The sequence below is a fragment of the Burkholderia sp. Bp9015 genome (genome assembly GCF_003853505.1).
Classification (GTDB): domain Bacteria; phylum Pseudomonadota; class Gammaproteobacteria; order Burkholderiales; family Burkholderiaceae; genus Burkholderia.
Genome location: NZ_QTPZ01000003.1, coordinates 22,120 through 42,481, shown reverse-complemented (window position 1 = coordinate 42,481; position 20,362 = coordinate 22,120). Strand labels below are relative to the sequence as shown.

At 68.6% G+C, this 20,362-nt stretch carries 14 protein-coding genes; 8 read left to right on the top strand and 6 right to left on the bottom strand.

From position 1 onward, the window contains the following. The first annotated feature begins 3 nt into the window (after positions 1–3). Together DIE12_RS04535 and DIE12_RS04530 are read left to right on the top strand one after the other, a co-directional pair. Positions 4–2,580, top strand: coding sequence for a [protein-PII] uridylyltransferase (locus DIE12_RS04535; protein WP_044843776.1), 2,577 nt, complete (start codon positions 4–6; stop codon positions 2,578–2,580). Between the two features lie 16 nt (positions 2,581–2,596). Beyond that, positions 2,597–4,459, top strand: coding sequence for a pseudouridine synthase (locus tag DIE12_RS04530; RefSeq protein WP_124520002.1), 1,863 nt, complete (start codon positions 2,597–2,599; stop codon positions 4,457–4,459). Between the two features lie 108 nt (positions 4,460–4,567). On the opposite strand, the gene def is transcribed toward DIE12_RS04530, so the two are convergent. The 5 genes from def to DIE12_RS04505 form a co-directional block, all read right to left on the bottom strand. After that, on the bottom strand, positions 4,568–5,101 hold the full coding sequence (def, locus tag DIE12_RS04525) for a peptide deformylase (protein WP_044847933.1): 534 nt from the start codon (positions 5,099–5,101) through the stop codon (positions 4,568–4,570). Beyond that, positions 5,098–7,173, bottom strand: coding sequence for an NAD-dependent DNA ligase LigA (ligA, locus tag DIE12_RS04520; protein WP_124486185.1), 2,076 nt, complete (start codon positions 7,171–7,173; stop codon positions 5,098–5,100). Before ligA ends, def begins: the two co-directional genes overlap by 4 nt. 178 nt (positions 7,174–7,351) lie before the next feature. Then, complete coding sequence (locus DIE12_RS04515) at positions 7,352–8,641, bottom strand: cell division protein ZipA C-terminal FtsZ-binding domain-containing protein (protein ID WP_124520000.1); 1,290 nt, start codon at positions 8,639–8,641, stop codon at positions 7,352–7,354. 85 nt (positions 8,642–8,726) lie between these two features. Next, the gene (gene smc / locus DIE12_RS04510; RefSeq protein ID WP_124519998.1) at positions 8,727–12,239 is read right to left on the bottom strand and encodes a chromosome segregation protein SMC; all 3,513 of its coding nucleotides are present in this window, start codon (positions 12,237–12,239) and stop codon (positions 8,727–8,729) included. A gap of 141 nt (positions 12,240–12,380) precedes the next feature. Further along, positions 12,381–13,322, bottom strand: coding sequence for a DMT family transporter (locus tag DIE12_RS04505; protein ID WP_124519996.1), 942 nt, complete (start codon positions 13,320–13,322; stop codon positions 12,381–12,383). A gap of 167 nt (positions 13,323–13,489) precedes the next feature. Here DIE12_RS04505 and dapC point away from each other — a divergent pair, with 167 nt between their 5' ends. The 6 genes from dapC (at position 13,490) to cls (ending at position 19,664) form a co-directional block, all read left to right on the top strand. Beyond that, positions 13,490–14,722: a succinyldiaminopimelate transaminase gene (gene dapC / locus DIE12_RS04500; protein ID WP_124519994.1), complete on the top strand. Its 1,233-nt coding sequence runs from the start codon at positions 13,490–13,492 to the stop codon at positions 14,720–14,722. A 45-nt stretch (positions 14,723–14,767) separates the two neighbouring features. Next, positions 14,768–15,595, top strand: a complete 828-nt coding sequence (gene dapD, locus DIE12_RS04495) for a 2,3,4,5-tetrahydropyridine-2,6-dicarboxylate N-succinyltransferase (protein ID WP_006478479.1) — start codon at positions 14,768–14,770, stop codon at positions 15,593–15,595. Beyond that, positions 15,595–15,963 (top strand): ArsC family reductase, encoded by a 369-nt coding sequence (locus DIE12_RS04490; protein WP_124486181.1) that lies wholly within the window; start codon positions 15,595–15,597, stop codon positions 15,961–15,963. Before dapD ends, DIE12_RS04490 begins: the two co-directional genes overlap by 1 nt. An 88-nt stretch (positions 15,964–16,051) precedes the next feature. After that, complete coding sequence (gene dapE / locus DIE12_RS04485; RefSeq protein ID WP_124486180.1) at positions 16,052–17,191, top strand: succinyl-diaminopimelate desuccinylase; 1,140 nt, start codon at positions 16,052–16,054, stop codon at positions 17,189–17,191. 11 nt (positions 17,192–17,202) lie between these two features. After that, positions 17,203–18,111: a 50S ribosomal protein L3 N(5)-glutamine methyltransferase gene (prmB, locus tag DIE12_RS04480; RefSeq protein WP_124519992.1), complete on the top strand. Its 909-nt coding sequence runs from the start codon at positions 17,203–17,205 to the stop codon at positions 18,109–18,111. Between the two features lie 113 nt (positions 18,112–18,224). Further along, complete coding sequence (gene cls / locus DIE12_RS04475; RefSeq protein WP_124519990.1) at positions 18,225–19,664, top strand: cardiolipin synthase; 1,440 nt, start codon at positions 18,225–18,227, stop codon at positions 19,662–19,664. A 119-nt stretch (positions 19,665–19,783) separates the two neighbouring features. On the opposite strand, the gene DIE12_RS04470 is transcribed toward cls, so the two are convergent. Beyond that, on the bottom strand, positions 19,784–20,263 hold the full coding sequence (locus tag DIE12_RS04470; RefSeq protein ID WP_069745053.1) for a glutathione peroxidase: 480 nt from the start codon (positions 20,261–20,263) through the stop codon (positions 19,784–19,786). Positions 20,264–20,362 lie beyond the last annotated feature (99 nt).

Below are 20,362 nucleotides of genomic sequence, written 5' to 3'. Positions count from 1 at the left end.
CCCATGAGCGCTCACGCCGCCCCCTCGCCCGCAGCGCTGTCGCGGCGCGCCGAATTCAAGGCCGCCAAGGCCGACCTGCTCGAGCGCTTTCGCAGCGCGACGAACGTCACGTCGCTGATGCACGCGCTGTCGAGACTCACCGACGATGCGCTCAAGCGCGTGTGGGACGACTGCGGGCTGCCCGCGACGCTCGCGCTCGTCGCCGTCGGCGGCTACGGGCGCGGCGAGCTCGCGCCCCACTCCGACGTCGACATCCTGGTGCTGCTGCCCGATGCGCACGACCCGGCGCTCGACGCGCGGATCGAGCGCTTCATCGGGATGGCGTGGGATCTCGGCCTCGAGATCGGCAGCAGCGTGCGCACGGTCGAGCAATGCATCGAGGAGGCGTCGCAGGACGTCACCGTGCAGACCTCGCTGCTCGAAGCGCGCCGCATCGTCGGCAGCACCGCGCTGTTCGAGCGCTTCACCGTGCGGTATCACGAGGCGCTCGACGCGCGCGCCTTCTTCACCGCGAAGGTGCTCGAGATGCGTCAGCGCCACGCGAAGTTCCAGGACACGCCGTACAGCCTCGAGCCGAACGTGAAGGAGAGCCCCGGCGGGCTGCGCGACCTGCAGACGATCCTGTGGATCGCGCGCGCGGCCGGCTTCGGCAGCAGCTGGCGCGAGCTCGACACGCGCGGCCTCATCACCGATCGCGAGGCGCGCGAGCTGCGCCGCAACGAAGGATTCCTGAAGACGCTGCGCGCGCGCCTGCACGTGATCGCCGGACGCCGCCAGGACATGCTCGTGTTCGACCTGCAGACGCAGGCCGCCGAGAGCTTCGGCTACCGGCCGACGCAGGCCAAGCGCGCGAGCGAGCAGCTGATGCGCCGCTACTACTGGGCCGCGAAAGCGGTCACGCAGCTGGCGACGATCCTGATCCAGAACATCGAGGCGCAGCTGTTCCCCGCGACGAGCGGCATCACGCGCGTGCTGTCGCCCGATCGCTTCGTCGAGAAGCAGGGCATGCTCGAGATCGTCGACGACGGCGTGTTCGAACGCCATCCCGACGCGATCCTCGAGGCGTTCCTGCTGTACGAGGCGACCCGCGGCGTGAAGGGCCTGTCCGCCCGCACGCTGCGCGCGCTCTACAACTCGCGCGAGATCATGAACCACACGTGGCGGCGCGATCCGCAGAACCGCCGCACGTTCATGCAGATCCTGCAGCAGCCCGAAGGCATCACGCATGCGTTCCGGCTGATGAACCAGACGAGCGTGCTCGGCCGCTACCTGCTGAATTTCCGCCGCATCGTCGGCCAGATGCAGCACGACCTGTACCACGTGTACACGGTCGACCAGCACATCCTGATGGTGTTGCGCAACATCCGCCGCTTCGCGGTGGCCGAGCATGCGCACGAGTACCCGTTCTGCAGCCAGCTGATCGGCAACTTCGAGCGCCCGTGGGTGCTGTACGTCGCGGCGCTGTTCCACGACATCGCGAAAGGCCGCGGCGGCGACCACTCGACGCTCGGGATGGCCGACGCGCGGCGCTTCTGCCGCGAGCACGGGATCACCGGCGACGACGCGTCGCTGATCGTGTGGCTCGTCCAGCATCACCTGACGATGAGCCAGGTCGCGCAGAAGCAGGACACGAGCGACCCGGAAGTCATCAAGCGCTTCGCCGAAGTCGTCGGCAACGAGCGCTACCTCACCGCACTCTACCTGCTGACCGTCGCCGATATCCGCGGCACGAGCCCGAAGGTGTGGAACACGTGGAAGGGCAAGCTGCTCGAGGACCTGTACCGCATCACGCTCGCGGTGCTCGGCGGAGCGAACCCCGACGCGCATTCGGAACTGAAGTCGCGGCAGGAGCAGGCGCTCGCGCTGCTGCGCCTAGAGACCGTGCCCGACGACGCGCACCGCGCGCTGTGGGACCAGCTCGACGTCGGCTTCTTCCTGCGTCACGACGCGGCCGACATCGCATGGCAGACGCGCGTGCTGTACCGGCACGTGAACGCCGAAACCGCGATCGTGCGCGCGCGGCCGTCGCCGATCGGCGACGCGCTGCAGGTGCTCGTGTACGTGAAGGATCGCCCCGACCTGTTCGCGGGCATCTGCGCGTACTTCGACCGCAACGGGCTGTCGGTGCTCGATGCACGTGTCAGCACGACGCGGCACGGCTATGCGCTCGACAACTTCATCGTCACGCAGACCGAACGCGACGTGCGCTACCGCGACATCGCGAATCTCGTCGAACAGCAACTCGCAGCGCGCCTGGCCGAAACCGCGTCGCTGCCGGAGCCGTCCAAGGGCCGCCTGTCGCGGTTGTCGCGGACGTTTCCGATCACGCCGCGCGTCGACCTCCGGGCCGACGAGCGCGGCCAGTACTACATCCTGTCCGTGTCCGCCAACGACCGGCCGGGCCTTCTCTATTCGATCGCGCGCGTCCTGGCCGAGCATCAGGTCGGCGTCCACGCGGCGCGGATCAATACGCTCGGCGAACGCGTCGAGGACATCTTCCTGCTCGACGGTGCCGGCCTGTCCGACAACCGCCTGCAGATCCAGCTCGAAACCGAATTGCTGCGCGCGATCGCAGTCTGAATGAATCCCAGCGTTTATGCGCACCAAATTAACCGTCAAGAATCCGAAGCCGGCGTCGCCGACCCGCGCCCCTGTCCGCTCCGGCAGCCTCGTCGCCCGCAAGGCGGTGCGCCCAGCCGCGCTACCCGCAGGCGACAAGCCGGCGCGCCCGAAGAAGGCCGCGCCGGCCGCCGCCGGCGAACGCTCGTTCAAGCCGCGCGGCGCGGCAGGCGCCGAGCGCCCGGGCGCGGATCGCGCACCGGCCAAGCGTGCGCCGCGTGAGGGCGGTGCCGAACGCGGCACGCGCGCGCCGTATCGCGACAACGCATCCGGCGAAGGCGCAAAGCGCAGTTTCGGCGACCGTCGCACGTCGTCCGATCGTCCGCCCCGTCGTGACGACGATGCACGTCCGCGTCGCGCGGGTGGCGAAGGCGGCCCGCGTGCGCCCTATCGCGACAACGCATCCGGCGAAGGCGCAAAGCGCAGTTTCGGCGACCGTCGCACGTCGTCGGATCGTCCGCCGCGCCGTGATGACGATGCACGTCCGCGTCGCGCGGGTGGCGAAGGTGGCCCGCGTGCGCCGTATCGCGACAACGCATCCGGCGAAGGGGCGAAGCGCAGTTTCGGCGACCGTCGCACGTCGTCGGATCGCCCGCCCCGTCGTGACGACGATGCACGTCCGCGTCGCGCGGGTGGCGAAGGCGGCGCACGTGCGCCGTATCGCGACAACGCATCCGGCGAAGGCGCAAAACGCAGTTTCGGCGACCGTCGCACGTCGTCGGATCGCCCGCCGCGTCGCGACGACGATGCACGTCCGCGTCGCGCGGGTGGCGAAGGCGGCGCACGTGCGCCCTATCGCGACAACGCATCCGGCGAAGGCGCAAAACGCAGCTTCGGCGACCGTCGCACGTCGTCCGATCGCCCGCCGCGTCGTGATGACGACGCCCGCCCGCGCCGCGCAGGCGCCGATGAAGGCAAACGCCCGTCCTATCGCGACAAGGCATCCGGCGAAGGCGCGAAGCGCAGCTTCGGCGAACGCCCGACGCGCCCCGCACGCGACGGCGAACGCCGCTCGTTCGGTGCGGTCAAGACCGCGCAACCGGTCAAGCGCGCGGCGGCCGACGTCGACCACGGCGACGAAACCGGCCTGATGCGCCTGTCGAAGCGCATGTCCGAACTCGGCCTGTGCTCGCGCCGCGAAGCCGACGAATGGATCGAAAAGGGCTGGGTGCTCGTCGACGGCGAACGCATCGACACGCTCGGCACCAAGGTCCGCCCGGACCAGAAGATCGAGATCGACGAGCGCGCGAGCGCCGCGCAGGCCGCGCAGGTGACGATCCTGCTGCACAAGCCGGTCGGCTACGTGTCGGGTCAGGCGGAAGACGGCTATGAGCCGGCATCGGTGCTGATCACGCGCGCCAACCAGTGGAGCGGCGACCGCTCGCCGCTGCGCTTCTCGCCGCAGCACCTGCACGCGCTCGCGCCGGCCGGCCGGCTCGACATCGACTCCACCGGCCTGCTCGTACTGACGCAGAATGGCGTGATCGCGAAGCAGCTGATCGGCGAGCAGTCGGACATCGACAAGGAGTATCTGGTGCGCGTGCGCTTCGGCGAACGGCTGATCGACATCGACCAGCACTTCCCCGCGGAATCGCTCGCGAAGCTGCGCCACGGCCTCGAACTCGACGGCGTCCCGCTGAAGCCGGCGATGGTGAGTTGGCAGAATGGCGAACAGCTGCGTTTCGTGCTGCGTGAAGGCAAGAAGCGCCAGATCCGCCGCATGTGCGAACTGGTCGGTCTCGAAGTGATCGGCCTGAAGCGCGTGCGGATGGGCCGCGTGATGCTCGGCGCGCTGCCGCAGGGGCAATGGCGCTACCTGTCGGCCGACGAGTCGTTCTGACAGCGGGCACGCGCTGCGTGCCGCACCATGAAACAAGCCCGCGCAAGCGGGCTTTTTCGTGTCCGGTACGAAACCACGCGCAACACGGCGCGCGCAGCCGCATCAAGGTCAGTCGTCGGCTGCCGGATCGAGCCCCGGGAACAGCACCTCGGTGAAGCCGAAGCGCGTGAAGTCGGTGATCCGCATCGGATACAGCTTGCCGATCAGGTGATCGTATTCGTGCTGGACGACCCGCGCATGGAAGCCTTCCGCGACACGGTCGAGCTTCGCGCCGAACTGGTCGAAGCCGCTGTAACGCACCTTCGCGTAGCGGCTGACGACGCCGCGCATGCCCGGCACCGACAGGCAGCCTTCCCAGCCCTCTTCCATGTCCGGCGGCATGTACTCGAGCTTCGGGTTGATCAGCACGGTCTCGGGCACCGGCGGTGCGTCCGGATAACGGTTGTTGCTGCCGAAGCCGAAGATGATGATCTGCAGCCCGACGCCGATCTGCGGCGCGGCAAGCCCCGCGCCGTTCGCGTGATGCATCGTCTCGAACATGTCCGCGACGATCTCGTGCAGCTCGGGGGTGTCGAACCGCTCGACCGGCTTGGCGACTTCGAGCAGGCGCGGATCGCCCATCTTCAGGATCTCGCGAATCATGGCGTGTTGCCCTCCAGGAGTTGGTGCAGTCCGTCTTCGTCCAGCACGGGGATGCCGAGTTCCTCGGCCTTCGCGAGCTTGCTGCCGGCGTCGGCGCCCGCGACCACATAATCCGTCTTCTTCGATACCGAGCCCGCGACTTTCGCGCCGGCCGCTTCGAGCATCTCCTTCGCCGCGTCGCGCGTGAGGTTCGGCAGCGTGCCCGTCAGCACGACCGTCTTGCCGGCGAGCACGCCCTGCGGCGCCTTCGGCGCGGGCGGGCCTTCGGGCCACGTGACCTTGCCGGGCGCGCGCAATTGCTCGATCACCGTGCGGTTGTGCTCTTCCGCGAAGAACTGGTGAATCGACTCGGCCACGATCGGCCCGACGTCGTTCACTTCGAGCAGCTCCTCGATCGACGCGTCCATGATCGGGGTCAGCGACCCGAAATGCTTCGCGAGATCCTTCGCGGTCGATTCGCCGACATGGCGGATCCCGAGCCCGTAGATGAAGCGCGCGAGCGTCGTGTGCTTCGCCTTCTCGAGCGAGTCGAGCAGATTCTGCGCGGACTTCTCGGCGAACCGGTCGAGTTCAGCGAGCGTCGCGAAACCGAGATTGAACAGGTCGGCCGGCGTGCGTACGAGATTCAGTTCGACGAGCTGATCGATGATCTTCTCGCCGAGCCCGTCGATGTCGAGCGCGCGGCGCTGCGCGAAGTGCCACAGCGCCTGCTTGCGCTGCGCCGGGCAGAACAGCCCGCCCGTGCAGCGCGCGATCGCCTCGTCCGGCAGGCGCTCGATCTTCGAGCCGCACACCGGGCACTCGGTCGGCATCACGAACTCGGCCGCATCATCCGGCCGGCGCTCGAGCAACGCACCGACGACCTCGGGGATCACGTCGCCCGCGCGCCGCACGATCACGGTATCGCCGATCCGGATGTCCTTGCGGCGCACTTCGTCCTCGTTGTGCAGCGTCGCGTTGGTCACCGTCGCGCCGCCGACGAACACGGGTTCGAGCCGCGCGACCGGCGTGATCGCGCCCGTGCGGCCGACCTGCACGTCGATCGCGACGAGCTTCGTCAGCGCTTCCTGCGCCGGGAACTTGTGCGCGAGCGCGAAGCGCGGCGCGCGCGACACGAAGCCGAGGCGGTCCTGCTCGTCGCGCCGGTTCACCTTGTAGACGACGCCGTCGATGTCGTACGGCAGCGACTCGCGCTTCTCGCCGACCTTGCGGAAGAAGCCGAGCAGGCCGTCGGCGCCCTGCACGACCGCGCGTTCGCGGTTCACCGGCAGGCCGAGCGTCTCGTACCAGTCGAGCAGCGCGCTGTGCGTGTCCGGCATCGGCATCCCGTCGAGCCTGCCGACCCCGTACGCGAAGAACGACAGCGGACGCTGCGCGGTGATCTTCGGGTCGAGCTGGCGCAGGCTGCCGGCCGCCGCATTGCGCGGGTTCGCGAATTCGCGCTGCTCGGCCGCGCGCTGGCGTTCGTTCAGGCGTGCGAAATCACGCTTGAACATCAGCACCTCGCCGCGCACGTCGAGCACGGCCGGCACGTGCTTGCCCTTCAGCTTCAGCGGGATCGAGCGGATCGTGCGGACGTTCTCGGTCACGTCCTCGCCGGTCGTGCCGTCGCCGCGCGTCGACGCCTGCACGAACATGCCCTGCTCGTAGCGCAGCGAGATCGCAAGCCCGTCGAACTTCAGCTCGCACGCGTATTCGACCGGGTCCGTCACCGAGCCGGCGAGATCAGTCGTCTTGTCGAGCGCATCGGCGACGCGCTTGTCGAATGCGACGATGTCTTCGTCGGCGAAGCCGTTGTTCAGCGACAGCATCGGCGCGTCGTGGACGACCGGCGTGAAACCGCCCGCCACTTCGCCTCCGACGCGCTGCGTCGGCGAATCGGGCGTCACGAGTTCGGGATGATCGGTTTCGAGTTGCTGCAGCTCGCCGAACAGCCGATCGTATTCGGCGTCGGGCAGGTCCGGCTGGTCGAGCACGTAATAGGCGTAATTCGCCCGCTCGAGTTGGTCGCGCAGCCACGCGGCACGCGCGTCGGGCTGGCTGGCTGGCGGTTCGGCTTGGGTTCGGGCCATGCTGGCGGCAGATTCGTTCTGAAAAATCGGATGTCCGATTATCTCAGTTTGACGCCGCGACGGGGGCGCGCGATGCGTGCCGCGCAGGCCCGCTGCAGCACACCCAGGCGGGGTGTGTGCACTGCAGCAGCAGCGACCGACGGGCGACGGCACGTCAGGCCGCCGCCCGTGCAACGCGTTACTGGCTGAAGAGACGGCGCGTGACCGGCGAACCGGCCGGGATGCCCGCTTCCTCGAGCTTCGCGTACAGCTTCATCAGTTGCTGGTCGATCGCGACGAGCGTCGATTCCGGCAGCGGCCGGCGCGAATCGTCGACGACCCGCGCGCCGATCCGCTCGGACAGCGACTTCGCGTAATCGCACATCAGCCGGAATGGCAGGATGTCCTCTTCGGCGACCGGCACGTCGAGCACCAGCGTGATGATGTTGCCGCCCTTGTAGGTCAGGTCGTCGCGCAGGAAGTTCGTGTCGCCGAACTGCAGCATGAACACGGGGTTCTGCTTCGCGTCGAGCTTCACGAACCGCGTGCCGTCACGCGACAGCAGCAACCCGTCCTGGGACGCGACGGCCTGCACGTAGTTCGCCGACCACGGCGCGCCGTCCGACATCACGTTGATCGACAACTGCGCGTCGCACTGCGCGGCAAAGCCGTCGAGCTCGCGCGCCATCGCGACCGTCTCCATCATGTCGGGGAATTCCGGTGCGCCGTCGATCGTGTCGGCGAACTGCTGGACGCCCGTCACGAACTCGGAGAATTCGAGCTCGTTCAGCGCGCCGCTGCGGTTCGCGAGCTGCGCGGCCGCGCGCAGCTCTTCATAGCGCACGCCGTTCTGCAGCAGCTCCCATTGGCCGCCCTCCGGCTTGCCTTCGATATGCACGGGCTTGCTGCCCGCGCGGCGCAGCCGCTGCGCGGCCGGCAGGATCTTGTCGCCCGGCAGCGGCGCGCCGAGGCGAATCGGCACGATGCAGTCGATCCGGCGGTCGACGATCGCGGGCGGCGCCGACGAAATCGTCGTGGCGGCCGGCAGCACGGGTTCGGCCGGTTCGTGCGATGCGGCGGCGGCCGGCGCTTCCTGCGCGGCGGCTGCATCGTCGACGGCCTGCTCGGCCGACTCGGTCGACCCCGACGGCGCGTCGCCTCCGGTGGCTTCGGCCTGCAGGTCGGCCGGCGTGTCGGCAGGCGCCACGCCGCCGAAGGTCGGCTCGACGCGCGCGGCTTCGACCGGCGCGCTCGCGGCGGCGGCGGCCGGTGCCGGCGCCGCGGGCTCGCGGCGTGCGGGCTGGCGCACCGGCTCGATGAACGGCAGCTCTTCGTCGCGCTCGGGGCGATTCATCGCCTCGACCGCCTCTTCCGGCATCGGGCGCGGCATCCTGCGCCGCACCTTCGCGCCCTGCCACGCGTTGTAGACCACGACGCCGCCCACCACGACGGCGCCCGCGCCGATCAAACCGAGTGTCAACTCGTCCATGCACGCTCCATCAGCAATTCTTGTTCGTCGGAACCGCGAACGGGCGCCCATGCGCCGCGCGAACGCGGTCCGGTTTCTTCAAACGTCAATTCTGGGCAAAACCCGCGGCGGTTTCCATGTCCACCGCGACGATCCGCGACACGCCCTGCTCCTGCATCGTCACGCCGATCAGTTGCTGCGCCATCTCCATCGCGATCTTGTTGTGCGAGATGAAGAGGAACTGCGTCTTGTCGGACATCGCGCGCACGAGATTCGCGAAACGCTCGGTGTTCGCGTCGTCGAGCGGCGCGTCGACCTCGTCTAGCAGACAGAACGGCGCCGGGTTCAACTGGAACATCGCGAACACCAGTGCGGTGGCGGTCAGCGCCTTTTCGCCACCCGACAGCAGGTGGATGGTCGCGTTCTTCTTGCCCGGCGGCTGCGCCATCACCTGCACGCCCGCATCGAGGATTTCGTCGCCCGTCATGATCAGCTTCGCCTGGCCGCCGCCGAACAGGCGCGGGAACAGGTCGCTGAAGTGACGGTTGACCTCGTCGAAGGTACCCTGCAGCAGCGTGCGGGTTTCCTGGTCGATCTTGTGGATCGCATCCTCGAGCGTCGTGATCGCGTCGGTCAGGTCGGCCGACTGCGCATCGAGGAACACCTTGCGCTCGCTCGCGGCCTTCAGCTCGTCGAGCGCGGCCATGTTGACCGGACCCAGCGCGTTGATCGCGTTGTTCAGGCGCGTGACCTCGCCCTGCAGGTACGACGGTTTCAGGTCCGGCGTCAGCTTCTCGCGCAGCGCTTCCTCGTCGACCTCGGCCGCCGCGAGCTGCTCGGCAAACTGCTCGACGGACAGGCGCGCGGCCTGCTCCTTCAGCTGCAGCTCGGTGATGCGGTCGCGCAGCGGCTGCAGCGAACGCTCGGCGACGAGACGCTGCTCGTCCGACGCGCGCAGCTTCGCAGTCAGGTCGTCGAGTTCGATCCGCGCGGCCTGCAGCGCCTCTTCCTTCACCGCGCGAATTTCGAGCGCGTCCTGCAGGCCCGTGTGCGCGGTCTGCTCGTTGATCGTTTCGAGTTCGGCGCGCGCGTCTTCCAGCGACGCGGCGACGCGCTCGCTCTGCTCGTGCGCGACCTGGATGCTGCGCTTCAGTTCGTCGATCCGCGTGACCGCGTTGCGCGCGGCGAAGCGCGCGTCGTTCGCGCCGCGCTCGAGATCGCGCGCTTCCTGGCGCGCCTGCGTCAGCGATTCGTCGAGCGCCTCGAACGCGAGCTGGTTGTCCTCGAAGCGCGCCTGCAGTTCCGCGAGTTCGCCGTCGAAGCGCTCGAAGTTCGCTTCCGATTCCGCGCGCAATGCGCGCTGCTCGTCGATCTGCGCGCCGATCTCCTCGAGTTCCTCGCGGATCTGCGTGCTGCGCTGCGTGTAGCGTTCATGCGCCTGGGCGAGCTTCAGCACGTCCATCTGCAATGCATGCACGCGCTGGGTCGCGCGTTCGGCCTGCGCGCGCACGTCGCCGAGCGCCTGCGTGGCCTGCGTGTGCGCGGCTTCCGCGCGCACCGCCGCCGTGCGGGCCTCGTCGGCCAGCAGCGCCTGCGCGCGCACCTGGCGCGTCAGGTTTTCGATCTCCTGCTGGCGGGCCAGCATCCCGGCCTGCTCCGAATCGGCCGCGTACAGCTGCACGCCGACACGCGTGACGATGTGGCCGGCCTTCACGACGAACGCGCCGCCGGCCGGCAGTTGCGCGCGCGTCGCGAGTGCCTGCGCGACGTCGTCGGCGACGTACACGTTGCCGAGCCAGTCGTTCAGCACCGCGCGGATGCCTGCATCGTCGATGCGCACGAGCGACAGCACCGGGCGCAGCCCGGCCGCGGCGGCCGGCGGCTCGCCGGCCACGGGCGGCGCGTAGAACGCGAGCTTCGCGGGCGGCGCATCGGTCGCGAACGCCTTCACCCAGTCGAGATTCGACACTTCGAGCGCGGCCAGCCGCTCGCGCAGCACGGCCTCGAGCGCCGCTTCCCAGCCGGCCTCGACGTGCAGCTTCTTCCAGAGACGCGGCAGCGCGCCGAGCTCGTGCTTGTCGAGCCACGGCTGGATCTTGCCTTCGGTCTGCACGTTCTCCTGCAGCTGCTTGAGCGCGGCGAGCCGCGCCTCGAGCTGGTGGATCTGCGCGCTTTCGGCCTGCACGCGCTCCTGGGCCGCGCGGCGCTCGCCGTCGAGACGCGGTACCGTTTCCTGCGCATCGGCGAGGCGCGCCTGGGCTTCGGCGAGGATTTCTTCCTGCTCGGCGAGCTGCATGCGCAGTTCCTCGAGCTGCGCTTCGTCGGGCGCGTCGAGCCCGCCCGCCTCGGACTTCAGGCGCTCGTGGCGCTGTTGAAGCTGCTGGAGCTGCTGGTCGGCATTGCGCTGGTGTGCGGCCTCGAGCTTCAGCGACTGTTCGGTCTGCGCGATCCGCGCGCGATCGTCGTTGAGCTGCGCCTGCGCATCGCGCCATTTCGCCTCGAGCGCCGGCAGCGCGTCGTGTTTCGCGGCCGCGTTGTCTTCGGCGAGCGCGGCCTTCTCGTCGGCCATCGCGCGCGCTTCCTCGGCTTCCTCGAGCTCGTCCTGCGCCTTCTCGGCCTGCGCGCGCCATTGCTCGCGCTGCGCGTTCAGCGCGGCGATCTGCGCCTGCACGCGGTTGCGCGATTCGACGATGAACTTGATCTCGGCCTCGAGGCGGCTCACTTCGGCGTTGGCCTCGTAGAGCGCGCCCTGCGCGCCCTGCATCGCGTCGCTCGCCGAGTAATGCGCGACCCGCAGCGTCTCGAGCTGCGATTCGACCTCGCGCAGTTTCGCCGTCTGCGCCTCGAGGTCGATCTGCGCCTGTTCGATCGCGCGCTGCTGCTTCTGCTGCTCGCCGGCGGCCTCGTTCTTGCGCAGCAGCCACAACAGGCGCTGCTTCTCCTCGCCGTCGGCGACGAGTTCCTTGTACTTGGTCGCGACGACGGCCTGCGCCTCGAGCTTCTCGAGGTTCGCGCCGAGCTCGCGGACGATGTCCTCGACGCGCGTCAGGTTCTCGCGCGTGTCGTGCAGGCGGTTCTCGGTCTCGCGGCGGCGCTCCTTGTACTTCGACACGCCCGCGGCTTCCTCGAGGAACACGCGCAGCTCTTCCGGCTTCGCCTCGATGATCCGCGCGATCATGCCCTGCCCGATGATCGCGTACGCGCGGGGCCCGAGGCCCGTGCCGAGGAAGATGTCCTGGATGTCGCGGCGGCGCGCCGGCAGGTTGTTGATGTAGTAGCTCGACGTGCCGTCGCGCGTCAGCACGCGCTTCACGGCAATCTCGCCGTACTGGCCCCACTGCCCGGCCGCGCGGCCGTCGGAGTTGTCGAAGATCAGTTCGACGCTGGCCCGGCTGCCGGGCTTGCGGGCGGTCGAGCCGTTGAAGATCACGTCCTGCATCGACTCGCCGCGCAGCTCGGACGCGCGCGACTCGCCGAGCACCCAGCGCACGGCATCGATGATGTTGGACTTGCCGCACCCGTTCGGGCCCACCACGCCGACAAGCTGGCCCGGAACCTGGAAATGCGTGGGATCGACAAAGGATTTGAAGCCAGCGAGTTTGATCGAGCTCAGACGCACGGCGGTATCGGATGTGAAGAAGAGGTGAAACGGACGGGGCCGCGACGCGCGGGGCCGGACGGCCCGTGCGCGCGATGCGCCCCGGAATTCAAAAGCGGGGCCGCGCGCATCTCAAGCGTTGGGCCCCGCAAACGGCTTCCATCATACCATCGCGCGTGCGCCGTCCCGCCCGTCGCCGGGTTTGCCCGATGCCGGCGCGGCACGATGGACCCGGCTCGACAGCAGCGTCGCCAGCACGATGCACGCGCCGCCCGCCCACTCTCGCGCGCTCGGCAGTTCGCTCGCGAACACCCACGCCGACAGCGCGGTGATCACGATCTCGAACAGCATGATGATCGACGCGCGGTTCGCCGGCACGCGCGCGAGCCCGTATTGCACGAGCAGGTTGTTGGCGGCCATCGTCACGCCGATCGCGGCGATGATCGCTGCCGCGACGCCGAGCTGGCTTCCCGCCGGCGCGGCCGGCAGCCCCTCGAACAGCGACGCGACCGCGCCGAACACCGCCGCGCCGCCGAACAGCGTCGCCGTGCGCATCTCGGCGCGCATCTCCGGCAGCTCGCGGCTCGCCTTGATCACGAGCACGTTGCTCATCGCGAAACTCAGGCCGGCCGCGAGCCCCGCCCATTCGGCCGGGTTGGCCGGCAGCGGCACGCCGAGCTGCGGCGACCACAGCATCAGCATCGCGCCGCCGATCGACAGCGCCGCGAGCGCCGCGCCGGCCCAGGTCAGCCGCTCGCGCAGCAGGAAATGCGCGTAGATCGCGGTCCATGCCGGGGTCAGGTAGAACAGCAGCATCACGCGCAGCACTTCGCCGTGGATCGTGCCCCACACGAAACCGAGGTTGGTCACGCCCGCCGTGATCGCGATGCCCGGCAGCACCCAGTGCCAGCGCAGCGTGGCGATCGTGCGGTGCCGCACGACGACCACGAACAGGAACGCGACCGCGCTCGTCAGCGCGCTCGCCAGCGTGCCGGTGAGCCCGAGCGACGCGAGAATCCGCAGCGGATACCAGATCAGGCCCCATACCGACGCGCCGATCAGGATGGCCAGCGTCGGCAGGCTGCCGCGTACCGCGTTATTCATTTGATTCGCTACCCTTTATTCGAGCGGCCCGGCCGCCGTTCCGGCGGGCCGCGACCGCATTGCGTCACGTTATAATCATCCGTTGCGAGCCGCGCGCCGTCGGCGCCCGCTCGCAGCCGTGCGGCACCCGCGCCGCCCCTTTCGCCCTTTCGCTCCAACCGGCCGCGATGGCCGCTTCGCCCGTGAACCCTCGACTCGACTCGCTCCAGCCCTATCCCTTCGAAAAGCTGCGCGCCCTGTTCAAGGACGTGACGCCTTCCGGCGACCTGAAACCGATCAGCTTCGGCATCGGCGAGCCCAAGCACCCGACGCCGGCGCTGATCCGCGACGCCGTGGTGGCCGCGCTCGACGGTCTCGCGTCGTACCCGGCCACGGCCGGCTCGGACGCGCTGCGCACGTCGATCGCACACTGGCTCGAACGCCGCTACGGGCTGCCTGCAATCGACCCGGCCACGCAGGTGCTGCCGGTGTCGGGGTCGCGCGAGGCGCTGTTCTCGCTCGCGCAGACGGTGATCGACGCGCGCCCGCGCGCGGATGGCAAGAAGGCGATCGTACTCTGTCCGAATCCGTTCTATCAAATTTACGAAGGCGCGGCGCTGCTGGCCGGTGCCGAACCCTATTTCGCGAACAGCGACCCGGCCCGCAACTTCGCGTGCGACTACGCGGCCGTGCCCGATGAAGTGTGGGCGCGCACCCAGCTGCTGTACGTGTGCTCGCCGGGCAACCCGACGGGCGCCGTGCTGACGCTCGACGACTGGCGCGAGCTGTTCGCGCTGTCCGACCGCCACGGTTTCGTGATCGCGTCCGACGAGTGCTATTCGGAGATCTATTTCGACGAAGCGGCGCCGCCGCTCGGCGGCCTCGAGGCCGCGCACCGCCTCGGCCGCGGCTTCGAGCGGCTCGTGATGCTGTCGAGCCTGTCGAAGCGCTCGAACGTGCCGGGCATGCGCTCGGGCTTCGTCGCCGGCGACGCCGCGCTGCTGAAGAAATTCCTGCTGTACCGCACGTACCACGGCGCCGCGCTGTCGCCGGTCTGGCAGCATGCGAGCATCGCCGCGTGGAACGACGAAGCGCACGTGCGCGAGAACCGCGCGCTGTACCTGCAGAAGTTCAGCACGGTCACGCCGATGCTGGCCGACGTGATCGACGTGAAGCTACCCGACGCCGCGTTCTACCTGTGGGCCAACGTCGCGCGCACTGGCCTGTCGGACACCGAGTTCGCCCGCCGCCTGTACGCCGACTATAATGTGACGGTTCTGCCCGGCTCGTACCTCGCGCGCGATGCGCACGGCACGAATCCGGGCCGCGATTTCATCCGGATCGCGCTCGTCGCGGGCACCCCCGAATGCGTCGAGGGCGCGCAACGCATCGTCGATTTCTGCCGGGCTCTCGCGCGGTAAGACGTCCATCCCGATCAATTCCATTCATCTCCTGCGAAAACGAACATGTCGCAACAACTTCAGCAAATCATCGATACCGCCTGGGAAAACCGCGCCGAGCTGTCGCCGAAGGCCGCGCCCGCCGACGTCCGCGAAGCCGTCGCGCACGCGATCGAGCAGCTCGACAAGGGTGCACTGCGCGTCGCCGAGAAGATCGACGGCAACTGGACCGTCCATCAGTGGCTGAAGAAGGCCGTGCTGCTGTCGTTCCGCCTGGAGGACAACGCACCGATGCCGGCGGGCGGCTACTCGCAGTTCTACGACAAGGTGCCGTCGAAGTTCGCGAACTACACGGCCGAAGACTTCGCCGCGGGCGGCTTCCGCGTCGTGCCGCCGGCCATCGCGCGCCGCGGCTCGTTCATCGCGAAGAACGTCGTGCTGATGCCGTCGTACACCAACATCGGCGCGTACGTCGACGAAGGCACGATGGTCGACACGTGGGCGACGGTCGGCTCGTGCGCGCAGATCGGCAAGAACGTGCACCTGTCGGGCGGCGTCGGCATCGGCGGCGTGCTCGAGCCGCTGCAGGCCAACCCGGTCATCATCGAAGACAACTGCTTCATCGGCGCGCGCTCGGAAGTCGTCGAAGGCGTGATCGTCGAGGAGAACTCGGTGATCTCGATGGGCGTGTACCTCGGCCAGAGCACCAAGATCTACGATCGCGAAACGGGCGAAGTCAGCTACGGCCGCATCCCGGCCGGCTCGGTCGTCGTCGCCGGCAACCTGCCGTCGAAGGACGGCTCGCACAGCCTGTACTGCGCGGTGATCGTGAAGAAGGTCGACGCGAAGACCCGCGCGAAGGTCGGTCTGAACGAGCTGCTGCGAGGCGACTGATGGCGAAGCCGCGCACCGTGGTCGTCTACGGCATTCCGAACTGCGACACCGTGAAGAAGGCCCGCGTGTGGCTCGACGATCACGGCGTCGCGTTCGAGTTCCACGACTTCAAGAAGCTCGGCGTCAGCGCACCGCTGGTCGAAGACTGGCTGAAGGACGTATCGCTCGACGCGCTCGTGAACAAGCGCGGCACGACGTGGCGCGGCCTGGACGACGCCATGAAGGCGGCCGCGGAAACGAAGTCCGGCGCGGTTGCGCTGATGATCCACAAGCCGTCGGTCATCAAGCGCCCCGTGCTCGTCGTCAACGGCCGCGTGAAATCGCTCGGCTTCGTGGCCGATCAGTACGCGGCGCTGTTTGCCGCCTAGGGCGGCCCGCGCGGCGCCCACGCTGCACACGACGCCTCATCGCTGCCGGCCACCGCGCCGGCATTTTTTATCGAAAGTGGTCCGAACCATGTCCGCCACCCTAGCCCTTACCGAACAGCTGATCGCCCGCGCGTCCGTCACGCCCGACGACCAGCATTGCCAGCAGATCATGACCGAGCGCCTCGCCGCGCTCGGCTTCGAATGCGAAACCATCGCGTCGCACGGCGTGACCAACCTGTGGGCCGTCAAGCGCGGCGCCGACGGCCGCGACGGCAAGCTGCTCGCGTTCGCGGGCCACACCGACGTCGTGCCGACCGGCCCGCTCGAGCAGTGGACCTCGCCGCCGTTCATTCCCGCGCATCGTGACGGCAAGCTGTACGGCCGCGGCGCGGCCGACATGAAGACGTCGCTCGCGGCGTTCGTCGTCGCGTCCGAGGAATTCGTCGCGGCCCACCCCGGCCACCGCGGCGCGATCGCGTTCCTGATCACGAGCGACGAGGAAGGCCCGGCCACCGACGGCACCGTGAAAGTCGTCGAGCTGCTCGAAGCGCGCGGCGAACGTCTCGACTACTGCATCGTCGGCGAGCCGACGTCGACCACCGAACTCGGCGACGTCGTGAAGAACGGCCGCCGCGGCTCGATGTCGGGCGAACTGATCGTCAAGGGCGTGCAGGGCCACATCGCCTACCCTCACCTCGCGAAGAACCCGATCCACCTGCTCGCGCCGGCGCTCGCCGAGCTCGCCGCCGAACAGTGGGACGAAGGCAACGAATACTTCCCGCCGACCACCTGGCAGGTGTCGAACCTGCACGCCGGCACCGGTGCGACCAACGTGATCCCCGGCCACGCGGACCTGATGTTCAATTTCCGCTTTTCGACGGCGAGCACCGTCGAGGGCCTGCAGGCGCGCGTGCATGCGATCCTCGACAAGCACGGCCTCGAATATTCGCTGAAGTGGTCGGTGAGCGGCCTGCCGTTCCTCACGCCGCGCGGCGACCTGTCGAACGCGCTGGAGAACGCGATCCGCGCCGAGACCGGCCTCACGACCGAGCTGTCGACGACGGGCGGCACGTCCGACGGGCGCTTCATCGCGCGCATCTGCCCGCAGGTGATCGAGTTCGGTCCGCCAAACGGCAGCATCCACAAGATCGACGAGCACATCGACGTGCGCTTCGTCGACCCGCTGAAGAACGTGTACCGCCGCGTGCTCGAACAACTGATCGCCTGACGGAGCCTCGCATGACGACACCTTTTGCAACTGTTCGCGACCTGCTGCGCTATGCGGTCACGCGCTTCTCGAAGGCGAAGCTCGCGTTCGGCCACGGCTCGGACAACGCATACGACGAAGCCGCCTACCTCGTACTTCACACGCTCGACCTGCCGCTCGACACGCTCGAGCCGTTCCTCGATGCCCGCCTGCTGCCCGACGAAATCGCGGCCGTGCTCGCGGTGATCGAGCGACGCGCGACCGACCGCGTGCCGGCCGCGTATCTCACGCATGAAGCGTGGATGCACGGCCACCGCTTCTACGTCGACGAGCGCGTGATCGTGCCGCGCTCGTTCATCGGCGAACTGCTCGACGACGGGCTGCAGCCGTATGTCGCCGATCCCGAGCAGGTCGGCGCGGTGCTCGAGCTGTGCACCGGCTCCGGCTGCCTCGCGATCCTCGCGGCCAGCGCGTTCCCGAATGCCGAGATCGACGCGGTCGACCTGTCCGAGAAGGCACTCGAAGTCGCCGAGATCAACGTGCGCGACTACGGCCTCGACGATCGCATCACCCTGCATCGCGGCGACCTCTACACGCCGCTGCCCGCGTTCCGCGCCGAACCCGACACGCGCTACGACGTGATCCTGACGAACCCGCCGTACGTGAACGCGACGTCGATGGCGGCCCTCCCGCCCGAGTACCGGCACGAGCCGGAAATGGCGCTCGCGGGCGGCGACGACGGGATGGACATCGTGCGGCGCATCATCGGGCAAGCGCACAACTGGCTGCACGACGACGGCGTGCTCGTCGTCGAGATCGGCAACGAGCGCGAGCACGTCGAAGCCGCGTTCGGCGGCCTCGAGCTCACGTGGCTGCCCACCAGCGCGGGCGACGACGCCGTGTTCCTGATCCAGGCGTCGGACCTGCCGCGCAAGGCCTGACGGCGCGCCGCGACCGAACCGTGCGGTACGGCACACCGCTGTCCCGCACGGTTGGGTAAGATGCGCGTACGCGGCCGTCGCGCCGCACGACTTCAGGAGTCCGTCACGCGCCCATGACCCTCGACTGGCTACATCTCGGCACCCTGGTCCTGGCCATCCATGTGCTCGGGATCATCGCGGCGTGTCATGCGCTCATGAATACCCGCACGTCGCAAGGCGCGATCGCATGGGCCGTGTCGCTCGCCGCGATGCCGTACCTGACGCTCATCCCGTACCTGTTCCTCGGCCGCAGCAAGTTCTCCGGCTACGTCGATGCACGACGCCACGAGATGGAAGCGCTGCGCACGCACACGCCGCGCGCGCCATGGCTCGCTGCGGACGCAACCGACGGGCAGGCCGCCGACGCGATCGGCCGGGCCGCCGTGCTCGCGCTCACGCGGCTGGGTGGAATGCCGTTCGTCGGCGGCAATGCGGTGCGCACGCTCGTGAACGGCGACGCAACCTTCTCGGCGATCCTGTCGGCGATCGACGCCGCGCGCGACTACGTGATCGTCCAGTTCTTCATCGTGCGCGACGACGCGCTCGGCCAGATGCTGCGCGACGCGCTGCTCGCCCGCACGGCGGCCGGCGTGCGCTGCTACCTGCTGTACGACAGCATCGGCAGCTTCGACCTGCCGCGCGGTTACGTCGACACGCTGCGCCGCGGCGGCGTCGAGGTCCATCCGTTCGCGACCCACCGCAAGTTCGTCAACCGCTTCCAGCTCAACTTCCGCAACCATCGCAAGATCGTCGTCGTCGACGGCAATCGCGCGTTCGTCGGCGGCCTCAACGTCGGTATCGAATATCTCGGTGCGAACCGGCGCCTGTCGCCGTGGCGCGACACCCATATCGAGATTCGCGGCCCGGTGGTGGCCAGCATCCAGTACGTGTTCGCCGAAGACTGGCACTGGGCCACGCAGACGCTGCCGCCGCTCGCCGCGCCGCCGGAGGCGCTGCCCGACGACGCGATGCATTGCCTCGCCGTGCCGATGGGGCCGGCCGACAAGCAGGAAACCGGCTCGCTGTTCTTCGTCGAGGCGATCAACGCCGCGCGCGAGCGGATCTGGATCACGACGCCGTATCTCGTGCCCGACGAAGCGGTGATCGCCGCGCTGAAGCTCGCGGTGATGCGCGGCGTCGACGTGCGCATCCTGATTCCGAGCCGGCGCGATCACTACGTGGTGTTCGAAGCGTCGAAGCTCTATGCGCGCGATCTCGTCGACGCTGGCGTCAAGGTGTTTCGCTACCGGCCCGGCTTCCTGCATCAGAAAGTGCTGCTGATCGACCGCGTCGCGGCCGCCATCGGCAGCGCGAATCTCGACAACCGCTCGTTCCGGCTGAACTTCGAAATCATGGTGCTGACCGTCGACCGCGCGTTCGCCGCCGAAGTCGAAGCGATGCTCGACGCCGATTTCGCGCTGGCCTACGAAGTCGATGCGAACGAGTATCGGCACTCGCCCGCGTGGCGGCGTATCGCAATGCACGTCGCGCGCCTGTTCGCGCCGATCCTGTAGCGGTTGCGCGAGCGCCGGCCCGGCGCCGCCGCCCGGCGGCGCATGCTTTCGCACGGCATGCCCCGGCGCCGCGACCCAGGCAGGCTCGATCCGAACCGCCCGCTCGCCGCATCGAACCGTCAAAGCAGCTTGTCGATATCCGCGGCGATTTCCTCGGGCTTCGTCGACGGCGCGTAGCGCTTGACGATCCGCCCGTCGCGGTCGATCAGGAATTTCGTGAAATTCCACTTGATCGCCTTGAGGCCGAGGATGCCGGGCGCCTCGTCGGTCAGGTAGCGGTACAGCGGATGCGCGTGGTCGCCCTTCACGTCGATCTTCGCGAACATCGGGAACGTGACGCCGTAGTTGCGCTCGCAGAACGCGCCGATCTGCGTGGCGTCGCCCGGCTCCTGCTTGCCGAACTGGTTGCACGGGAAGCCGAGCACGAAGAAACCGCGGGCCGCGTACTGGTCATACAGCTTCTGCAGGCCCGCATACTGCGGCGTGAAACCGCACTCGCTCGCGGTATTGACGATCAGCAGCACCTTGCCGCGATACGCGTCGAGCGACGCCGGCGCACCGGCGAGCGTCTCTGCGCTGAACGAATACAGGGTGGACATCGGGCACTCCTTTTACGAAACCGTATCGACGTGGAGTCTAGGCGAAATCGCGCCGTTGCGGCACCTGCCGAACGGCCGATATCCGGGGCGACGCGCGCG